The 19,317-nt window shown below is 47.3% G+C and carries 15 protein-coding genes; 6 read left to right on the plus strand and 9 right to left on the minus strand.

All coding sequences use genetic code 11. The features are described from left to right. Window positions 1-196: 196 nt before the first annotated feature. The 5 genes from JRI95_08030 to glyQ form a co-directional block, all read right to left on the minus strand. Window positions 197-388, minus strand: a complete 192-nt coding sequence (locus JRI95_08030; protein ID MBW2061495.1) for a hypothetical protein — start codon at window positions 386-388, stop codon at window positions 197-199. Between the two features lie 43 nt (window positions 389-431). After that, window positions 432-1,250 (minus strand): serine/threonine-protein phosphatase, encoded by an 819-nt coding sequence (locus JRI95_08035; GenBank protein MBW2061496.1) that lies wholly within the window; start codon window positions 1,248-1,250, stop codon window positions 432-434. 32 nt (window positions 1,251-1,282) lie between these two features. Beyond that, a complete protein-coding gene (locus JRI95_08040; GenBank protein MBW2061497.1) occupies window positions 1,283-3,826 on the minus strand; it encodes a CHASE2 domain-containing protein in 2,544 nt (847 codons plus the stop codon). Window positions 3,827-4,089: 263 nt separating this feature from the next. After that, window positions 4,090-6,165 carry a glycine--tRNA ligase subunit beta gene (locus tag JRI95_08045; protein MBW2061498.1) on the minus strand — a complete coding sequence of 692 codons (2,076 nt, stop codon included), beginning with the start codon at window positions 6,163-6,165 and terminating at the stop codon, window positions 4,090-4,092. Next, a complete protein-coding gene (gene glyQ, locus JRI95_08050) occupies window positions 6,162-7,064 on the minus strand; it encodes a glycine--tRNA ligase subunit alpha (protein ID MBW2061499.1) in 903 nt (300 codons plus the stop codon). The genes JRI95_08045 and glyQ overlap by 4 nt, the downstream gene beginning before the upstream one ends. Window positions 7,065-7,490: 426 nt before the next feature. On the opposite strand from glyQ, the gene JRI95_08055 reads away from it, so the two are divergent. Next, window positions 7,491-7,697, plus strand: coding sequence for a hypothetical protein (locus JRI95_08055; GenBank protein MBW2061500.1), 207 nt, complete (start codon window positions 7,491-7,493; stop codon window positions 7,695-7,697). Window positions 7,698-7,757: 60 nt separating this feature from the next. Here JRI95_08055 and JRI95_08060 read toward each other — a convergent pair whose 3' ends face one another. Together JRI95_08060 and JRI95_08065 are read right to left on the minus strand one after the other, a co-directional pair. Beyond that, on the minus strand, window positions 7,758-9,467 hold the full coding sequence (locus JRI95_08060) for a glutamine--tRNA ligase/YqeY domain fusion protein (GenBank protein MBW2061501.1): 1,710 nt from the start codon (window positions 9,465-9,467) through the stop codon (window positions 7,758-7,760). Window positions 9,468-9,931: 464 nt separating this feature from the next. Continuing rightward, window positions 9,932-10,525 (minus strand): DUF4115 domain-containing protein, encoded by a 594-nt coding sequence (locus JRI95_08065; protein ID MBW2061502.1) that lies wholly within the window; start codon window positions 10,523-10,525, stop codon window positions 9,932-9,934. Between the two features lie 788 nt (window positions 10,526-11,313). Here JRI95_08065 and JRI95_08070 point away from each other — a divergent pair. The 5 genes from JRI95_08070 (at window position 11,314) to JRI95_08090 (ending at window position 17,100) form a co-directional block, all read left to right on the plus strand. Further along, window positions 11,314-12,906, plus strand: a complete 1,593-nt coding sequence (locus JRI95_08070; protein ID MBW2061503.1) for a hypothetical protein — start codon at window positions 11,314-11,316, stop codon at window positions 12,904-12,906. A gap of 108 nt (window positions 12,907-13,014) precedes the next feature. Further along, window positions 13,015-14,196 carry a CoA transferase gene (locus tag JRI95_08075; protein ID MBW2061504.1) on the plus strand — a complete coding sequence of 394 codons (1,182 nt, stop codon included), beginning with the start codon at window positions 13,015-13,017 and terminating at the stop codon, window positions 14,194-14,196. 81 nt (window positions 14,197-14,277) lie between these two features. Next, window positions 14,278-15,222 (plus strand): amidohydrolase, encoded by a 945-nt coding sequence (locus JRI95_08080; protein MBW2061505.1) that lies wholly within the window; start codon window positions 14,278-14,280, stop codon window positions 15,220-15,222. Window positions 15,223-15,265: 43 nt separating this feature from the next. Then, window positions 15,266-16,186, plus strand: a complete 921-nt coding sequence (locus tag JRI95_08085) for an ABC transporter permease (GenBank protein MBW2061506.1) — start codon at window positions 15,266-15,268, stop codon at window positions 16,184-16,186. Window positions 16,187-16,230: 44 nt separating this feature from the next. Then, on the plus strand, window positions 16,231-17,100 hold the full coding sequence (locus JRI95_08090; protein ID MBW2061507.1) for an ABC transporter permease: 870 nt from the start codon (window positions 16,231-16,233) through the stop codon (window positions 17,098-17,100). A 49-nt stretch (window positions 17,101-17,149) separates the two neighbouring features. On the opposite strand, the gene JRI95_08095 is transcribed toward JRI95_08090, so the two are convergent. Both JRI95_08095 and JRI95_08100 read right to left on the minus strand, forming a co-directional pair. Further along, window positions 17,150-18,037, minus strand: coding sequence for a CoA ester lyase (locus JRI95_08095; GenBank protein ID MBW2061508.1), 888 nt, complete (start codon window positions 18,035-18,037; stop codon window positions 17,150-17,152). A gap of 27 nt (window positions 18,038-18,064) precedes the next feature. Further along, a complete protein-coding gene (locus JRI95_08100) occupies window positions 18,065-19,228 on the minus strand; it encodes an acyl-CoA dehydrogenase family protein (GenBank protein MBW2061509.1) in 1,164 nt (387 codons plus the stop codon). Window positions 19,229-19,317: the final 89 nt, after the last annotated feature.

A 19,317-nucleotide genomic window follows, 5' to 3' on the forward strand; every position in this document is an offset into this window, starting at 1 on the left:
GAGAAAATAATTCGTCCCGTGTACATCGGTTATCTCCTTCCTCGTTATTGTGGAAAGAGTATTGCCGAAACCCATGGACGAGTTGAAGTCGAAAATAGTCATTTCTGCTCACAATGTGTTGTCATTACTACTGTTTCATGAAATTACTCAAGCCTTAACCGGACAGTAGTAACCGTGGTAATAAAATTCTGGAGTTCTAACCATCATCTTCGGCCTTTTGAGTATCAGCGGCCTTCCTCATGGCCCTGATCTCTTCAATAATCTCGGAACGGGACATAATTTCTTTTCGTTCAAGGATATTTATCATGGCTTCTGTTGTGTAAATCAAGGTTGTGACCAGATTCCTCAGAGAGGTGGTTGGTTGGTCTTTTTCATCCTTTTTGATCATAATTTCCAGCCAGTTATTTTCACGAATGAGTCGAGTTCTGAGATCAGGTTCTTTTGACAATCTTACTAAAAAATTTCTTAAATGTCTTGCCTTTGGACTCTACCGCAGCGAGCACCACGGTTACATTGTCCACTCCTCCCCCAGCCAGGGCCAGTTCGATTAAGTGGTGCGCCTTCTTGTCAAGGTCTTCATCCAAGGCCAGAACCTGCTCGATCATTTCTTCAGACACCATGTCGGTCAATCCGTCACTGCAAAGCAGATAAATATCCTCCTCTTGAAGGGGTGTTTGCATGATTTCAGGCATGACTTCAGGTTTGATGCCCATGGCCCGTGTCAGGGTATGGCCCATTGAAGAGATCACGGTCGAATCGTAGTTAATAACTCCCTTGAACTGGGGATCCTCTGAAAGCCGGTGATCCACAGTCAAACGATTCAATTCACCTGCTCGATGGCGAAAGACTCGGCTATCGCCCACATGCGCCACGAGCAAATCATCGCCCTCGGCCATGATCAGGACCAGGGTCGAGCCCATGTTATGCTGGGCCTTGTTATTTTGAGCTGAAGTATAAACCACCTGGTTTGCCAGGTAAATGGCCTGCAGGACCGTGTTAGACACAGGAGAACGATCGCTATCAAAAAAATTATATCTCTCCGGGTCCTCAAAGGGTTTTTTAAAGAAGAACGAAATATAATCGGAAATCGTCTGAGTGACGAGGGCGCTGGCCACTTCGCCAGCATTATGTCCACCCATGCCATCGGCCACGAGATACAGCCCCAGGGAGTCATCGAAAAAAAAGGAATCCTCGTTCTTCTCCCTGGTCAAGCCCACATCAGAGCTAGCTGCGCCGACTAGATGAGGCAAGGTTCACCGCCTTCCGGTAGAATGTTTACATCTTAGGCCTGGGACTGCTTCTTGGCAGCCAGTTCATCCAGCTTCTGGGCGACGGTACGCAGATGAGCGGCCATCTGTTCGGCGTTGTGGTAGCGTTTCTCCCGGTCCTTTATTAGGGCTTTATTGATGATCTGGACAACGGCTTTGGGTACTTTGGGGTTGTATTGCGAGATCGGTTCTGGTTCTTCGGAAGTGATCTTGAAGATAAGCGTGGTTAAATCATCAGCCCGAAAAGGCTGAGCACCAGCAAGGAGTTCATAGAGCAACACCCCCAGGGAAAAGATGTCTGAACGGCCATCAACTTTTTCTCCTTTGATCTGTTCCGGCGACATGTAAAAAGGAGTGCCCTTGACCACTCCGGTCTTGGTCTTGGATGTGGCTGTGGCGCGAGCGATTCCAAAGTCGGTGACCTTGACTCCGCCACGATCAAGGAGCATGATATTGGCCGGCTTAATATCCCGATGCACAATCCCTTGTTTATGAGCGTAGTCCAGGGCGCTGGCCACGTCGGCTGTGAGGTCGATGACCTGACGGAGGGGCAGCAGTTTTTCCTTGTTGGTATGTTCCTTGAGATCGTGACCCTCTAGATACTCCATGGCGATATAGCAGAGGTCCAAATCTTCGCCAGCATCATAGATGGTGACGATGTTCGGATGAGAGAGAATCCCGGCTGTTTCAGCTTCAATGAAAAACTGCTCCTTGATCTTTTTCGCTTCATCGGGTTCATATTCTTCCTCAAACCGGATGGTCTTAATAGCGGTTATCCGGTTGATCTTGGGATCTCTTCCTTGATAAACCACCCCCATAGCGCCCTTTCCCAAGATCTTGAGAATCTCATAACGGCCCAGGGTAGGTTTGGTGTCCTCGCTAATAACCAGGGTTCCATCATCAGCCTGCTGGCCTCCGGTGCCCAGACCGAATATCATGGTCTCTGAAGCGATATTAAGTTTTTTAATCTTTCCATTAATATCACGGTAATCCGAATCATGCTGGCCGATATACTCATACACTGAAACGGCCTTGTTCAGCATTCGTTTGCGCTCAAAATCCAGGGCGAGGTTATAGAGAATGTCTTTCAGGCCGTCATCTACCGGACAGCGCCTGAATTTGTCAAAAGCCAGGTCCAACTGACCCTGAGTTTGAAAATTAAGTCCGAGCATGCGGTTGATCTCGACCGACTCGCCCTCGATTTTCTCTTTACTCGCCTCGGTTACAAAGAAACGGGTGGTCGTGACAGCGGCATACCCGAAGATGGTGAGCAGGACGGGATAAGTTATTTTAAACCAGGCGTCCATGCCGATAAAAAGATAGAACCCGATCACGATAAGGCCCACGAGGACCACCCCGGAAACGATTGCCCCGGCCCGGGCCCGGAGGCGAGGCAGCAGGAGAGACAGGAAGAGACCGACCAGAAGAATGACAAGTAATTCGATAAGGTTCATCATTCCGGAGCGAGTGATAAATCCGCCGCCGAGTAAATTCTGAAGAACATTAGCCGAGAACATACCGGTGGACATGGTCTTGTCAATGGGTGTCACCTGGGGAATATCAATGCCAGTGGCCGAAACACTGATCAGGGCGATCTTGTCCTTAAAGGCCGCCGGGTCAACCTTGTCGTTAATCACATCATAAAAGGAAAAACGGGGGAAGGCCTTAGAGTCAGTGAAGGTGATAAAAAAGTCAAGATTGGGGGGGTTCGTGGGAATAAAGCGGCGGCCGACCGTAAGCCCCTCCTCCCCTTGAATCTGAATATTTTCAAAGCTGACTCCCTGTGTCAGCATGGCCAACCGTAAGGTATACGCCGGAAAAGGCAGACCATTATAATCAATGAGTAGAGCCTCACGCCGAACCGCGCCGTCCCGGTCTGGCAGGGAATTGATATGGCCCAGGCCTAAAGCAGCTTCAGAAAAAGAAGGAATAGGAGCTATAATTTTCGCGGCAGGGATCATAAAGCCCTGGCCCATTCCCTGAGCATGTATCACACCGTTCTTGAGCAGCACCTCCTCATACTCAGTCTCTTTGTCCGGATCAGTAAAGTAATCACCGATTTCAAAAAAAACCGGAAGGACCACATTCCCCGCGTTGGATATGGCCTGGGCCAGCATCTTATCATGATCCAAGGTAGCCTGAGCTGTAGAGAGCTTGCTGAGAAAATCCTTTGCCTCTTGACCGCCAGTTATCATAAATTTGGCAGGAAAATCTTTTTCCAATTCCTGAATCAACTTAAGCCCTTCCGCCACCTCAGGTTCAGAAAAAATAACATTCAGCCCAATTAACCTGGCCTTCTGCTCCTTGAGCTTTTCAACCATCTGGGCCACCAGAGAGCGGGGCCAGGGCCACCGACCGAGCTTGGTGATCGAATCGTCGTCAATCTCAATCACGACAATGTCGGTTTTGGTCATCTCATCCCCGGCCCGAAATCGCATACGCAAGTCATAGGTTTTCAGCTCCAGGGATTCCAGGAAATCTATTGGGAAACGAGCTAATAACAGAAAAATCAGCGTCATAAGCAATGCGAGCCACATGGCAGGATTTTTCTTTATCATGAGATGCTCCTTAAAAAAGAGGATCGCTCAATACTGGCACGCCAAAGGACGGCTTTTGAGGAATCTAGTCGTCAGCAGGCACCAGTCTCACAAGCCTTTTAGGTCATGATTTCTTTGACATTATTGACAAAAGGATAAGCTTTATGATGGTTTAAGTCAAGATAAAACTCCGAAAAAGGCAACCCCAAACAAGTAACGATAAGGCCCTGGGGTAACACTTCCCCCCAAAAGGACCCCCTCAATTTAAAGGTTTTTCATTTCCTTTAGGTGCTGATCTTAGAAAAGTCGGCTACCTGGGCGAAGAGCCCTGATACCTCAGTCAATAAAGCCAGGCGATTATCTTTTAACTCCTGATCTGGATCATCCACCAGGACTTCATCGAAAAAACTATCCACAGCCGGCTTCAATGCCACGATCTGGTTAAGCAAACTGGTGTAATCATACGCCTGAACCAAATCCTGAGCATGAGTAGAGGCCTCTTTATAGGCGGTAAAAAGAAATTTTTCCTCATCCTGTATAAACCGATTTGGGTCAAGTTCCCTTCGCTCGCCGAACTTCTTGATAATGTTCACTACCCGCTTGAAGGCCAGAGCCAGATCAGCAAACTCCGGGCGTGACTTCACCTTTTCCAGGGCCCAGACCCGGGCTGTGGCCGTGACAATGTTATCATGGTGGAGACTTAAGACCGCCTCTGCCCCGTCTGTGGAAGCGCCGAGGCTGGTGAGCTGATTTTTGAGCCTGAGTCGAAAAAACTCAAGGACATCCACCCTGATTTCTGCTTCAGGCCTTTTCATCCAGTCCGTTAGACCTGTCATGGTGTAATTTATGAGCGAATCCAGAGAGATATGATAACCCCTGTTAAGAACGATATTTATCACGCCAAGCGCCAGCCTTCTGAGGGCATACGGATCAGCCTCTCCGGTAGGAATAAGCCCAACGCTAAAATAGCCAATAATGGTCTCGATTTTATCCGCCAGACTTAGAAGCGCCCCGACCGAACTTTGAGGCAGGTCTCCTCCGGCACGAATGGGCAAGTAATGTTCATAAATGGCCCTGGCCACCTCTGGAGGCTCGCCATCAAGCTCGGCATAGATTTGTCCCATGGTTCCCTGTAAAGAAGGAAATTCGGTGACCAGGCCTGTGACCAGATCGCATTTACAAAGCTCGGCCGCCCTGATCAGATGCTCTTTAATATCAGGATCAAGCTGGTCAGCCAGATAGGCTGCCAGCCGGGTCATGCGCATGACTTTTTCCCAGGAGGTTCCTAAAAAAGAGTGAAAGACAACCTTGTTCAGCTCCTCCTGGCATGACTCGAGGGTGGATTTGCGATCCATTGTAAAGTAAAAACGGGCATCATCCAGTCTGGCCTTGAGCACACGCTGGTGTCCTCTGGTCACGATGTCCATATCCCGGGCCCTGGTGTTGTTAATAGCAACGAAGTAGGGCTTAAGCGCTCCCTGGTCGTCCGTTATGGCAAAGTAACGCTGGTGCTCACGCATGGCTGTAATAAGCACCTCGCCTGGCAGATCAAGAAAAGAGCTCTCAAACTGCCCGCAAATCGCGATCGGCTGCTCGACCATGTTGGTGACCTCAAGCACCAACTCCTCATCAGACAGGACCTGGAGCTCAGGCCCGGTTTCTGCAACTGCTCGATTAATCTCCTGCCGCACCTTTTTTTGACGCTGTCCAGGAGAAACGATCACATCAGCTGCAGCTAGCTTTTCCTCATATTCGTCAGGCGAGTTGATTTCAATGGGTTCGTGATGAAGGAACCGGTGGCCATAGCTAAATTTTGAGGCCTTAACCGCGCCCAAAGAAAAATCAAGAATCTTGCCATCAAGGACCGCCAAGACCCAATGAATGGGACGAACAAAGGTGACTTCCCCCCTGCCCCAGCGCATGGACTTCGGGAAAGGCAACCCTAAAATCAAATCTGGCAGGACCTGGATCAGTATCTCCTCAGCCATGCGGCCCTTGACCGTCTTGCGCACAGCCACATATTTACCTTTTTTTGTCTCTACCGTAATCAAGTCTGAAACATCTACTCCCTGTCCGCGGGCAAACCCTTGCGCCGCCTTGGTCAGTTTACCGTCAGCATCATAGGCCGCCTTTACCGGCGGACCGGTCACCTCCTTCTCAACGTCACTTTCTTTATCAATCAAGCCCCAGGCTCCCACGGCTAAACGATTGGGTGTTCCCCAGGCTTTTATCTTGTGATCTTCCGGTGCTCCAATCAGAAACCTGGCCAGCCCTTGTTCCAGGGCCTTCAGGGCTGGCGGTAGATACCCTGCCGGAATTTCTTCAGTGCCGATCTCAACCAGTAAATTCAATTGGCTCATGAATCATCCTCCCAACGGCCTATCAACGGGTGGCCCATCTCCTCCCGCTGGGCTAGATAAGCCAAAACCACAGCTCTGGCGAGACTGCGCACGCGTGCAATGAAGCGGGTTCGCTCCGCCACGCTGATTGCCCCTCTGGCCTCAAGGAGATTAAAAAGGTGGGAACATTTGAGGCAGTAATCATAAGCTGGCAGGACCAGGCCTTGTTCGACCAAGCGACTGGATTCGGCCTCAGCCAGATCAAAACTTTGAAAGAGCATACCGACATCGGCTTTTTCGAAATTGTACTTGGAATATTCGACCTCCCCCTGATAGTGAATGTCTCCATATCGGATATACTCATTCCAATTCAGATCAAAAATGCTGTCTACATCCTGGAGATACATGGCAATCCGTTCCAGGCCGTATGTGATCTCTACGGATATCGGAGCCAGTTCCACTCCCCCAGCCTGCTGGAAGTAAGTGAACTGAGTGATCTCCATCCCATCGAGCCAGACCTCCCATCCAATACCCCAAGCCCCCAGCGTCGGGGATTCCCAATCATCCTCGACAAATCTTATATCGTGATCCATGGGATCAATACCAAAACTTCTTAGGCTTTCCAGATAAATGTCTTGAATGTCTAAGGGCGATGGTTTGAGGATGACCTGATACTGATAGTAATGCTGGACCCGCATAGGGTTTTCGCCATAACGGCCGTCTGTAGGCCGGCGGCAGGGTTCAACATAAGCCACCTTCCAGGGTTCTGGCCCGAGGCATCGAAGTAAAGTGGCCGGATTGAAGGTTCCAGCCCCCACTTCCAGGTCATAAGGCTGCTGGATCAGACAACCCTGCTCGGCCCAGTATCTCTCCAGGGCGAAAATAAGCTCCTGAAACGTTAATTGTTTAGACAAGCTCATCTATCACTCTCACAAAATAAAGATAAAATAATTCAAATACATACTCTCCTGGCTGGTACGTGTCAAGCCTTGAGAACCCATGAGAACCCAGAAGGCGGTAATTTCTCATAACTCACTCGCTCTTTAAATTTATGTTAATTTTAAACCGGTCCCCCTGTGTCTGAGCCAATTTCTACTTGACGTGTAATTTACCAATACCTTATAGCTTTATGGATCGAGTAAATAAGAACCTAATGAAATCACCAAGCCTAATTCCAGGCACACAGGGACGTTTTTTAAGGTTTTGACCCTTTTAAATATGTAACAACAGGAGCCTTGGGTGAACACAAATTTATCATTCAGATGGATACTCCTTGGCATGGCTTTAGTGGTCATGATGATCATTTATATTATTCATTAACACACCAATTGAGTGGAGGTTAAATCATGTCGAGAATGGCTACTGAAGAGGAATTTGAGGAATATTCTGACAGTGGATTGTGTCCATACTGTTACGCTGAAGATATAGTCAAGGATAAAACCGAGTGGAAAGGGAAAACTTTGAGGCAATCCCTGTATTGCACTAAGTGTGAAAAGAGGTGGACCGAAATCTACACCATGACCGGCTTATTCCTGGATGATGCAGAGGACTAGCCCCGGATTGAAGAAAATTTACCCGAACCAGCTTACTGAGCATTGAAGTTTTCGTAAATTTTACTCTGGAAACATGGAGTCGAAACGACTAAGTCGGCCCCAGGTATCACGCAGCGAAACCGTCCGATTAAATACGAGTCCATCTTTGGAAGAATCAACGGAATCAACGCAGAAATAGCCCAGTCTTTCGAACTGGTATCTGCTTCCTGGAGCCGCTTCGGCCAGGCTCGGTTCCACACGGCACGACTTCAGTACCTCCAAAGAATTCGGATTCAGGTAATCATTGAAATCAGAACCATCCTCCACATCACTCAACTTCTCTTTTACAAAGAGATGATCATACAGGCGCACTTCAGCCTCAAGCGCGTGGGTAACCGAAACCCAGTGCAGGGTGGCCTTGACCTTACGCCCGTCAGGGCTCCCACCACCTCCGGTCTTTGGATCATAGGTACAATGAAGCTCAATGACCTCGCCTGTTTTTTCGTCCTTAACCACCCCTACACAGGTGATATAGTAGGCGTATCGCAGCCGGACCTCACGACCAGGGGTCAGGCGGAAAAACTTCCTGGGGGGGTCTTCACGAAAATCGTCTCGTTCGATATAAAGCACGCGTGAGAAAGGAACCTTCCGGGAACCCATGCTGGGATCCTCCGGGTGATTCGGGAAATCTAGCTCTTCTTCCTGGTTTTCAGGATAGTTGTCAATAATCACCCGAAGTGGACGCAATACGGCCATAACACGCGGGGCCTTTTGATTCAAATCCTCACGAAGGCAATGCTCGAGCAAGGAGATATCAACGATACTATCCCTCTTGGCCACGCCAATGCGTTCACAAAAATTTCGGATGGACTCCGGTGTGTATCCACGCCGCTGCATCCCCACCAGTGTCGGCATACGGGGATCATCCCAGCCACTAACATGCCCTCCTTCGACCAATTTAAGAAGCTTTCGTTTGCTCATCACGGTATATGTAAGATTGAGGCGCGCGAATTCGATTTGCTGGGGATGATAATCAACATTCAACATATCAAGAATCCAGTCATACAAAGGACGATGATCTTCAAATTCCAGTGTACAGATTGAGTGAGTTACCCCTTCAATGGAATCCGATAGGCAATGGGCATAGTCGTACATCGGATAGATACACCACCTGTCGCCCGTTCTATGATGTGTCTCGTGTCGAATACGGTAAAGGGTCGGATCCCGCATATTTAAATTCGGAGAGGACATATCAATTTTTGCGCGCAGGACGAGGGCGCCATCCGTAAATTCTCCGGCCCGCATACGCTTGAATAAATCCAGGTTTTCTTCGACCGAGCGGGTACGATATGGGCTGTCCTGGCCTGGTTTCGTCAAGGTGCCGCGGTAATCTCTGATTTCCTCTGCGGTCAAACTATCAACGTATGCCTTACCCAATCTGATAAGCTGAACCGCATACTCGTATAATTGCTCAAAATAGTCAGACGCATAATACAGCCGATTACCCCAATCGAATCCAAGCCACTGGACGTCCCCCTTGATTGATTCCACATATTCAACCTCCTCCTTAGTGGGATTGGTATCGTCAAACCGCAAATTGCACAGGCCTCCATATTCAGCCGCGAGGCCAAAATTGAGACAGATGGATTTGGCGTGGCCAATATGCAGATATCCATTCGGCTCCGGCGGAAATCGAGTCATAACCCGGCCGTCATTTTTATGTGCCTTTATATCTTTGCTGATAATATTGCGAATAAAGTTGGGAGTGAGCTTAGAATTATTTATAGTCATAATGAGGATTTCCTTCTTGCCTATTTTTAAATTGTATTTTAATGACTTCAGTGAAATGTTTATAAAGTTGCCGTGATATTGTCAATAAATTCCCTCGCCCTGTCAACTGGATTCTAACTCTCTAAATGGTCCAGTCTATGGGGGCAGGTCACTGGCAGCTTTTCAATTTGATGAATGATATGGTATATTCCATTAATGTGAACAAGACGATCCTTTGGTATTTTTAAAAATAGTTTTAAATAGATAAGAACGACTCAGTTTAGAAAAAATATCAATGTTTGTATGTTGTAATATATCGGAGGGAATATGTTTAGCAGTAAATTTATTATTGGGCTAGTAATATCGCTTATATTGTTAGGGGTTGGCTTTTCTTTCCAAACAATGAAACTAGTACAAGAAAAAAATAAATAGAAGAAAGCTGGGTTTATTTCTGCTTGGATAATCATATTGCCTCGATAACGTCGTCAAGGCAGAATCACTTCCCTCACCTCCCCGTGACCTCCAAGAGAAGGCAGTGCCTGGCCATCAAAGAAAAGCCTTAACCCTCCGGCGTTACCTATCCTGAGTTTAAAATTTTCTTTCGCTTGCCATGTCATGGACTCACCAGGTTTGAAAAGATATTCCCTTATCACATCTTCATCAATGTGAATCCGAAGCCAGGTCTTTTCCCAAAAGATTGCTTTTAAGGTGTATTCGCTTTTTTCCATCTGAGCCGGCGTTTCGTCCAAAGCAGTGGCTTTTATTGAGGATGGCATTTGAACCTTGCCTGACACATGACTTTGTCCTGGTGTTATCTTACTTTCTGTGGCTAATTTTTCTGTCTGCATCGGCTTTTTTAACAACTCATGAAAACTTGTTCGTTCCGGGATAACCAGGAAGGCATTCTTTTTTTCATCATTAACAAAATAGTAGATTCCCAGGAACAACCCCAGGATCAGAATCAAGACCAGAATTCGCTTTTGGGACGCCAATATCTTGGTTGTTCTTGATTTTTCCGTCTGGCTCTTCTGCATCGCCTTGTGTAGCTGGGATTTACGAGACGCCCCTTTCTCACTCATCTTCTGCCTCTCTTTCTTAAATGTTGCTTTTAAGCTAGTATCTAAAGAGATGTTTGTTACGGTTTCAGCCTTTTAATCCTGACTCCCAGCCGGACATAGGCTTTCAGGCGATTCTGAAATGAAACAAGCGAACTGTCAAGCCAAATGGTTCAAGCCAGTTAATGAACAACCTTGCAGCAGGTTGCAGAGTATCATAGAACAAAAAGCTCAACTTGATGAAAACCGGTTTCGCTTTGGCCCTGTCGTTTCACATACCTCACTGTGTCTTCCTTTTGGTTACCGTGTATCCATATTAGCATATGCTACCATGCTGGCAGCAAGCTGAGCGGAATTCCAAGTTGAAATAAGCGATCTGCTGTCTCGATTCAGACCATCCCGACACGCTTTCAGATTTGTCTCAGAGAGAATTTTCTCTGTCGAGGACCTTCTTTTACAGGAATGGCAGCGTTGTTTGAGGGAAGCCATGGCCTTATATGTTTACCTATTCTTTCTTCCTTGCCCATGGAACATTTGCTTTATCTTAAATTTTTACTTGACAATATCTTTTTCCAAACTATCATTTCAAACTGATCTTCGAGATTATGTTTCTTTTGTCTTCTTTTTTTTCACTTGGGTTTCTGCTTTATCAGGAACGACAACTAGGTAAACTGTCATTCCCGCGAAAGCGAGCGTCTATATAAGAAAAATATTTTAAACAATTACTTAAGATCTGCCGTTCTTAGTATCTATTTTGGTGAGGCCTTAACTTGGGGATTATTTATGAGAATTTCTGAAGGAGGTTTTCTGCGATGATTAAAAAAGTATTAAAACCGTCTTATCTGTCAATCCTGATTATCATCTTTTGTATGGGGATTTTTATCTCTCCATCCAAGACCTGGGCCGTGAAAAAAGGAGGAGTATTGAAGATCGGTTTTGGGATGACTGCCGTGAAACTGGACCCGCATGCTTCTTCTGGATCGGGTGACGTCTACATTATGGCTCATATCTACGAAAGGCTACTTACTTTCAAACTTGATGAAAAAACGAAAAAACCTGTGGTTATGCCTTCTCTGGCTGCCAAATGGGAAGTTACACCGAATAAAATGGCTTGGATTTTCTATCTCAGAAAAGATGTAAAATTTACCGATGGGACGCCCTTTAATGCTGAGGCGGTCAAGTTCAATATTGATCGTTTGCTCGGACCGCCGCCCCTGGCAAATGCCAGAAATTATGGCTTTTTAATAAAAAATACAGAAGTGATTGATGAATACACGGTTAAAGTAAATCTAAAAATTCCGGCTGTCCCGGTAGAATCATACTTTGTCCAGAGCTATATTGGCATGATTAGCCCAGCCGCCGTCAAGAAGTGGGGGGACAAAATCGGCACTCATCCGGTTGGTACGGGGCCCTATAAATTAAAGCAATGGGTACACGGAGAAAAGGCCGTCCTGGAAGCGAACACCAAGCACTGGAAGGGGAGGCCGAATTTAGACCAGGTCGAGTTTAGATTTATCCCTGAAAGCGCCTCCAGGTTAAACATGCTCAAGACCGGCCAAATTGACCTGGCCTTTAACCTCGATGTGCCAGACCTTGTAAGGGCGCAAAAAGAAGGGAAGTTTGACGTCATCGAATGGCCCACCACAGAACTTCTTTACCTCGTTCTGAACAACCTGGCAAAACCAACTAATGAAACGGCGGTTCGCCAGGCCATTAAGCTGGCCATCAATCGCAAGGGGATCGTGGAAAAGATATTGCAGGGCCATGCCACCATCGCCAACACCTATATATCGCCAATCTGCATGGGAAGCATCCCCAGCGATCCTATGATCTTCGATCCGGAGAAGGCCAGGAAGGTATTGGCTGAGGCGGGCTGGGTGGATAGCGACAAAGATGGAATCCGAGAAAAGGGCGCGGATAAGCTTCGCTTAAAAATTCGCTATCCGAGCGGCCGCTATCCCATGTGTGACGAAATGGTGGCGGTTATTCAAAATCAGTTGAGCAATGTTGGCTTTAAGTGCGAGTCGGAAAAAATGGGCTTTGGGGCCTGGATCACCGCCCTGGTTCAGCCTCCAGATAAATCCACCGGGGATGCCTTTATCGTTTCCTGGCCTTCCAAGGAAGACCCGCAATGGGCCCTCTTCGCCATGCAGCCATATAGCCCCTTAAGCTATTACCAGAATAAAACGGTGGCCCAGCTGTCCATGGCGCAGCTGGTTGAATGGGACCAGGCGAAACGGATAGATTTTCTTAAAAAGATCCAAATGATCGCGGAGAAGGAAGCCTTTGGGATAAATATATTATTTATGAATTACAATATTGTTAAAAATAAAAACGTTCACGTAAAACCAACTTATGTCCCGGTTTCAGACACGTTCAATGTCTATAACGCCTGGGTTGAATAAACCGGTAAGAGGGGCTAGACCGAAAAAAGGCCCCTCTTAAACCTTTATGCTAATGCAGGGTTCAGGAGAGATGAACTCAGTGATAAAGCCGGCGCATCGGAGGCTAATATGCTCAAGAACATAAGGGTGCTTGATTTCAGCCGCGTATTATCCGGACCCTTTTGCACGCGTATGCTGGCTGACCTTGGGGCTGAAGTCATAAAAGCCGAGTCGTTGAACGGAGACCTCATGCGGCAGGCGCCACCCTTCAAAGGCAAATTTGCAAGCTATTTTACACAGTTTAATTTGGGCAAGAAAAGTATCAGCGTCAATCTTCAACATGAAAAAGGAATAGATTTAATCAAGAAGCTCGCAGCCAAATGCGATGTCGTTATTGAAAATTTTCGTCCGGGACTCATGACGGAAATGGGATTGGGATATCCTGTCTTGAGGGCCATCAATCCAGATATTATTTACTGCTCCATCTCAGGGTTCGGCCAAACAGGGCCGGAAGCAAAACGACCCGCCTATACGGATATTATTGAAGCCTATAGCGGTCTGGATTATGCCGCCGGCGAGATGTACGGCTCAGACGGGACGCCGCCTGGATTTCCTTTCTCCCTGGGAGACACCTATGCTTCCCTCAATGCAACGATCGCGATCCTGGCAGCCCTGTATCATCGTGAGTTAACCGGTGAAGGTCAGCTTATTGATATTTCCATGCTGGACTGTATTCTGGCGGCCAATGACTCCACGCTTCAAAAATATATCTTCTCCGACGGTGAGGATGACATTCCCACTCTAGTCTTCAGACCACCCCTGAAAATGAAGGATGGCTACATGGCGGCCTCGATTGCCTTGGGTTTTGAGAGGACTGTCCAGGCCATTGGTCGGCCTGAACTCCTTGAGGACGAATGTTTCAAGACTCTCGAGGCCAGGAGCAAGCATTTTGATATCTTCATCCAGGTGGTCAAGGAATGGGCCCAGGAAAAAACGATCGAGGAGGCAAGCGAAATTTTTAATAAATTCGATATTCCTTACAGTAAGGTCAATTCAACCGCGGAAATCATCAACAGCCCTATAATCCGCGAACGGAAGATGTTAGTTGATGTTGAACTCCCAGGTGTTGGCAGCCTGCCCATAGTGAATACCCCTTTTAAATTCTTCAAAAACGCAAGCCAACCACAGGGTCCTCCTCCCCTCCTGGGTGGACACAATCAGGAGGTCTTCGGTGAACTTCTGGGATTGTCTGAGAGTGAGCTTGACCAACTCACCCGTGAGGGAGTCATTTCCCAGGAAGAAGCCCCGTAATACGGGCTTTTGCCTTGTGTGCAAGGTTTGTAATGCTGATGCCTCAACATGCATCTAAGCCTAGCTGAAGGAGATAATAATATGGTCATTGATATCGAATGTGATATCCCTACCCGGGAAGTCTATCAGGCGGACCTGGATTCCTTGGAGCAGAGTGGAGACCAGGGCATGGCCAATTATATTAATATCTTTGGCCCTAAATGGGCCTCTGACATAGGGATGAGCCCTGCTGAATTTGAAGAAGCTAAGGAAACAATAGGGCCGGTAAAATTAAGGAGAATGATTACCGAGAAAGCCATGGAAAAGGCCATGACCGAGGAAGAATTTATCCGCATGCTGGATGATGCGGGCGTGACCTATGCTTGCATCGGAACAGGTCGGTTTGCCTCATTTGAACATACGGCCAGGCTGGCTGAGAAACATAGAGACAAATTAATACCATGGTGCAGAATAAGCCCTCACCTTGGAATGGCTGGCGTTAGAAAGCTGGAGTATTGTGTAAAGGAGCTTGGATTTAAAGGCTTAGAAGTATCTACCTTTAGAGAAAGACTATATGCCAATGATAAAAAATATTATCCCCTCTATGCTAAATGCGTTGAGATGAATATTCCGATCAGGGTCTATACAACTATGAATTATGCTACAGATCGGGCTATGGATCTTGGACGGCCGCTTTATCTTGATGAGGTTGCGCGTGATTTTCCTGAGTTACCCATCATTGCAGGCTTGGGCGGGTGGCCCTGGGTGCCTGAGCTGGTTGGATTGGCGCGAAGACATACTAATTTATACATTGATTTTGCCGCGCATCGCCCGAAATATATTGCCAAACCTGGAAGCGGGTTCGAGATGCTGCTTCAGTTCGGGAATACGCTTCTTCAAGATCGAATTCTCTTCGCCAGTTCATGGATGACGCTTGGGCTCCCTTTAAAGCAGATCATCCAGGAGACCAAGGAGCTTCCTTTGAAAGATTCGGTCAAACCAAAGTGGCTGTATGAAAACGCTGCTCGGATTTTGAAGCTTGGCTAAAGATTACGCCCATTTGCTATAGTTACTTATTTCATTATACAATATGCTCGCTTACATCGTCAGACGGATTTTACTGCTGATTCCTGCCTTACTTGCCATTACCCTGGTGGCCTTTCTTATTCTTCAGTTGATACCGGGTGATCCGGCCAGAGTCATAGTCGGTATTGACGCAGATGAAAAACAATTAGAAGCAATCCGCCATCAATTAGGACTTGATAAACCTATTATCGTTCAATATGGAATTTTTTTAAAAAGCATAGTCAGGTTTAATTTTGGCCAATCCATCAGATCACAGGATGATGTTATAAATCAAATCCTGCCCAGGTTCAAAAACACTCTGCTGCTTGCCTTGGTCAGCATCACCATATCCGTTATTGTTGGTGTACTGGCGGGTGTTATTGCCTCAACCAAACAAAACACATCCTTAGATTATGCGATTACCAGTTTAGTTCTTTTAGGCATTTCCGCGCCAACTTTTTGGATCGGACTCCTTCTAATTTTGTTCTTTAGTGTTTTTGCCGGCCTGTTTCCAGCTGGAGGGATCGAGGGACTTAAGAGTATTATTTTACCGGCTATAACCCTGGCCGCCCCATCAGCAGCAGTGACAGCAAGGATGACGCGCTCCTCCATGCTGGAAGTTCTTCGCATGGATTACATCAAGACGGCCAGAGCCAAAGGTCAGAAGGAAAGTAGAATTGTTTTCAAGCATGCCCTTAAGAACGCTCTCCTGCCAACCATTACTATCGTGGGTATTCAATTTGGTTATTTAATGGGTGGTTCGGTTCTGGTTGAGACAGTTTTTAGCTGGCCAGGTTTAGGCTGGTTAATCGTGGATGCCATTTTTGCCAAAGATTATCCTGTGGTTCAAGCATGCGTTATCTTTTTTGCCTTCAGTTTCATTCTGGTAAATCTGGTGGTGGATATACTTTATGGCTACATTAACCCCAGAGTGACTTATGATTAACTGACTTGCATGTTTCATAAATGACGAACTCTTTTAAGGTTACTATGAACTCGGGCATTAATGATGAAAAGAGAAAAACCAATTTGAAGCTTGCCTGGCTTCGGCTTAAGCGCAACAGGATAGCTCTGACCGGGATGGTAATCATTTTATTGTTTTTTTTAACTGGCATATTTGCCTCTCATTTAGCCCCTCATGATCCTTTCAAACAAGACCTTGATAAGATCAGGACAGGTTTGAGTTTTGAACACCCGCTGGGCTGCGATCAGGTGGGAAGAGATGTATTGTCGAGAATTATTTATGGAGCCTTGATAACTATCAAAATAGTTATAATCTCTGTGGCCATAGGCCTATTTATAGGTTCCACTATTGGGATAATTGGTGGCTATTACGGCCGGAAGGTGGATATGGTCGTCATTTTTTTAGCTGACCTTCTCCTAGCCTTCCCAGGATTGATTTTGGCCATTGCGATCATAGCAGCGGCAGGAACAGGGTTAACTGGCGTGATTCTGGCCATTGGTCTTTCATCCATTCCACAATTTATCCGGGTCACGAGAAGCGTCGTCATTGGTGAGAAAGAAAGCGATTATGTCCTTGCGGCCAGGGCCATAGGAGAAGGCGATCTTAACATTATGGTTCGTTACATATTACCTAATTGCCTCGCCCCTATTGTGGTGCTGGTGATGCTCCGGATAGCGATCATCATTCTTATTGCGTCCGGTTTGAGTTTTCTGGGTTTGGGGGTTCAACCTCCCACACCGGAATGGGGCGCTATGCTGGCCGAAGGACGGGCCTACTTACAGATCGCGCCTCACATCGTGATATTTCCCGGACTGGCGATCATGATTGTCGTGCTGGCCTTCAACCTTTTCGGAGACGGTCTGCGGGATGCCTTGGACCCAAGGATGAAGATGTAACCTTATTTTTTTCTCCAGCTTCGATTCTGGCAGTAAGTTTGGATTGCGACTAGACATCCAGACCGATTGAACCGGCGAATTCAAGCATTTCCCGTGCGGTTTTGGCCATGGCGTAATCAATCATATCTCCTTCATAAACAACAGCTGCTGTTCCTTTTTTCTCTGCCTCTTCCAAAGCCTTGATCAATCCCTTGTAAAAAGCGATTTCATCAGCGGTCGGAGAAAAGACCTTGTTAACCACCGGAACGTGTGTGGGATGAATGACCGTTTGGCCTCTAAACCCAAGCTGTCGGTTCAAACGTGCATCACGCTCAAGCCCTTCCAAATCCTTGATATCCCACCAGGAGCTGATGGTGGGATACTGTATCCCTGCGGCCCGGGCATCAAGCACCGCTTTTGATCGGAGATAGAGGGTTTCTTTGCCTTGCTTAGACCATATATAACCGACAGATCGGCTGGCATCACCGCCGGGACCGGCGGCCAGAGAAAGGCCCTGAATCCGCGGAAAGGAGATAGCTATATTGTAAGCGTTTCGCATCGCTTTAGCCGTTTCCAGGGCCAAGGCTGTTTTGATGCTCCCAATCTCAATATTGTTACGCCTCTCCAGATGAGTAAGCAATACATCCAGTTCTCTCATATCCTCAACAATCTCCACCTTGGGTAATGATACACTTTCCAGCTCTGGACACATCACACCCTCAAGATCATCAAGAGTCATGCCCGTGGCCAGGCCGTTGATCCTGACCGCACAGGCTTGCCCGGCTTGCTTTAAAAATTTCAGCGCCTCTTTAACCAGAGGCCGGGCTAATGTCTTTTCGTGATCCGGGACCGAATCCTCCAGGTCAAGGATAAGCGAGTCCGCGCCGTAATTAACCGCCTTTTCCATCCAGGCAGGCTTATTACCAGGAACGAATAACGATGACCGCCTGAGTCTCATGGTTCATTCTCCTATTTAAAATAAAAATTAGGTTAAAGTTCTCGCGATAACCATCCGGTGCACCTCTGAGGGCCCTTCACCGATTCGACGGGTCCGCAATTCGCGATACCAGCGTTCAAGCGGCAGCTCTTTGGCTAATCCCATCCCCCCATGTATCTGCATGGCTCGATCAACAACGTTCAGAGCTATTTCACTGGCCATAAGTTTGGCCATGGACGATTCGATCTGAAACGGTTTATTTTCAGCTCTTAATCGAGCCGCATTATAAACGACCAATCTGGCAGCATGGACTTCCAGAGCAGAATCAGCCAGCATCCATTGGATAGCTTGCCTTTGTGAAAGCGGCTTGCCAAACGTTTCCCGGATCTTGGCGTATTCAGAGGCCATCTCCAGTGATCTTTGCGCAATGCCCACACATTGTGCCGCATATGGAATACGATTCTGAGTAAGCAGAGATTTCAAAAGCTCGAAACCATTACCACGCCCGCCCAGCACCTGCTCTTCTGGTACCAAGCAATCTTCAAAAATAAGCTCATATGGAGCCTCAGGCCGAATAACGGGAATGGCATTGCCGATGTGGTAACCCGGGGTTCCCTTCTCTACAATAAAACAGGTGATTTCACCTCGCGTCCCAATAGGGCTGTCGTCGGTTCGAACGAAAACCGTTACGAAATCGGCTTTTTTAGCATAAGAAATCCAAATCTTGGTGCCATTGATTACCCATCCCTTTGATGTCTTGACCGCACGGGTTCTAATGGCTCTGGCCGGATCTGATCCACCGGAAGGTTCCGTAATGGCAAAACAGCCGCGAATCTCACCCCAAACCCAAGGCAGGAGATATTTCTCTTTTTGCTTTTCAGTGCCTCCATACAGGAGAGGATTAATCTCACGGCCAAAGGCGCCGCCGCCGGCATTATACAATCCCTGCCGGTGCTGACTAAGCTGCTCCATAAAAACGGTGTTTGAAAAAAAATCCAGACCCGCACCCCCATATGCCTCAGGCACCGACGGCTGATACATCCCCATGGCCCGGGTCTTTTCCTGCAGGCGAGCCACATCTTCCTCAGGAAATTCTACAGCGTCCGGATCCAGGTTGTGTTCGACCGGGATAATCTCGTTTTTTACAAACTTCTGCACCGTCTCTGTGAGCAACTTAAGCTCGTCGGAAAACCCATAATCGTGCTCATGCATGATCAAAACCTCCTGTTTATGAACAATCGCGTCTATCTTTTCCAAGATACGAGTTGGGCGGCAGGATCGAATGAGGCCCTCTGATGAAT

Source organism: Deltaproteobacteria bacterium (assembly GCA_019308995.1).
Lineage (GTDB): Bacteria > Desulfobacterota > Desulfarculia > Adiutricales > JAFDHD01 > JAFDHD01.

What these genes read in the sequence shown, in the direction of transcription:
- JRI95_08090 (MBW2061507.1), top strand. Translation starts at nt 16,231, where the DNA reads ATGAACTCGGGCATTAATGATGAAAAGAGAAAAACCAATTTGAAGCTT.
- JRI95_08040 (MBW2061497.1), bottom strand. Translation starts at nt 3,826, where the DNA reads ATGATAAAGAAAAATCCTGCCATGTGGCTCGCATTGCTTATGACGCTG.
- JRI95_08045 (MBW2061498.1), bottom strand. Translation starts at nt 6,165, where the DNA reads ATGAGCCAATTGAATTTACTGGTTGAGATCGGCACTGAAGAAATTCCG.
- JRI95_08065 (MBW2061502.1), bottom strand. Translation starts at nt 10,525, where the DNA reads ATGAGTGAGAAAGGGGCGTCTCGTAAATCCCAGCTACACAAGGCGATG.
- JRI95_08085 (MBW2061506.1), top strand. Translation starts at nt 15,266, where the DNA reads ATGCTCGCTTACATCGTCAGACGGATTTTACTGCTGATTCCTGCCTTA.
- JRI95_08080 (MBW2061505.1), top strand. Translation starts at nt 14,278, where the DNA reads ATGGTCATTGATATCGAATGTGATATCCCTACCCGGGAAGTCTATCAG.
- glyQ (MBW2061499.1), bottom strand. Translation starts at nt 7,064, where the DNA reads ATGAGCTTGTCTAAACAATTAACGTTTCAGGAGCTTATTTTCGCCCTG.
- JRI95_08095 (MBW2061508.1), bottom strand. Translation starts at nt 18,037, where the DNA reads ATGAGACTCAGGCGGTCATCGTTATTCGTTCCTGGTAATAAGCCTGCC.
- JRI95_08030 (MBW2061495.1), bottom strand. Translation starts at nt 388, where the DNA reads ATGATCAAAAAGGATGAAAAAGACCAACCAACCACCTCTCTGAGGAAT.
- JRI95_08070 (MBW2061503.1), top strand. Translation starts at nt 11,314, where the DNA reads ATGATTAAAAAAGTATTAAAACCGTCTTATCTGTCAATCCTGATTATC.
- JRI95_08055 (MBW2061500.1), top strand. Translation starts at nt 7,491, where the DNA reads ATGTCGAGAATGGCTACTGAAGAGGAATTTGAGGAATATTCTGACAGT.
- JRI95_08060 (MBW2061501.1), bottom strand. Translation starts at nt 9,467, where the DNA reads ATGACTATAAATAATTCTAAGCTCACTCCCAACTTTATTCGCAATATT.
- JRI95_08075 (MBW2061504.1), top strand. Translation starts at nt 13,015, where the DNA reads ATGCTCAAGAACATAAGGGTGCTTGATTTCAGCCGCGTATTATCCGGA.
- JRI95_08100 (MBW2061509.1), bottom strand. Translation starts at nt 19,228, where the DNA reads ATGCATGAGCACGATTATGGGTTTTCCGACGAGCTTAAGTTGCTCACA.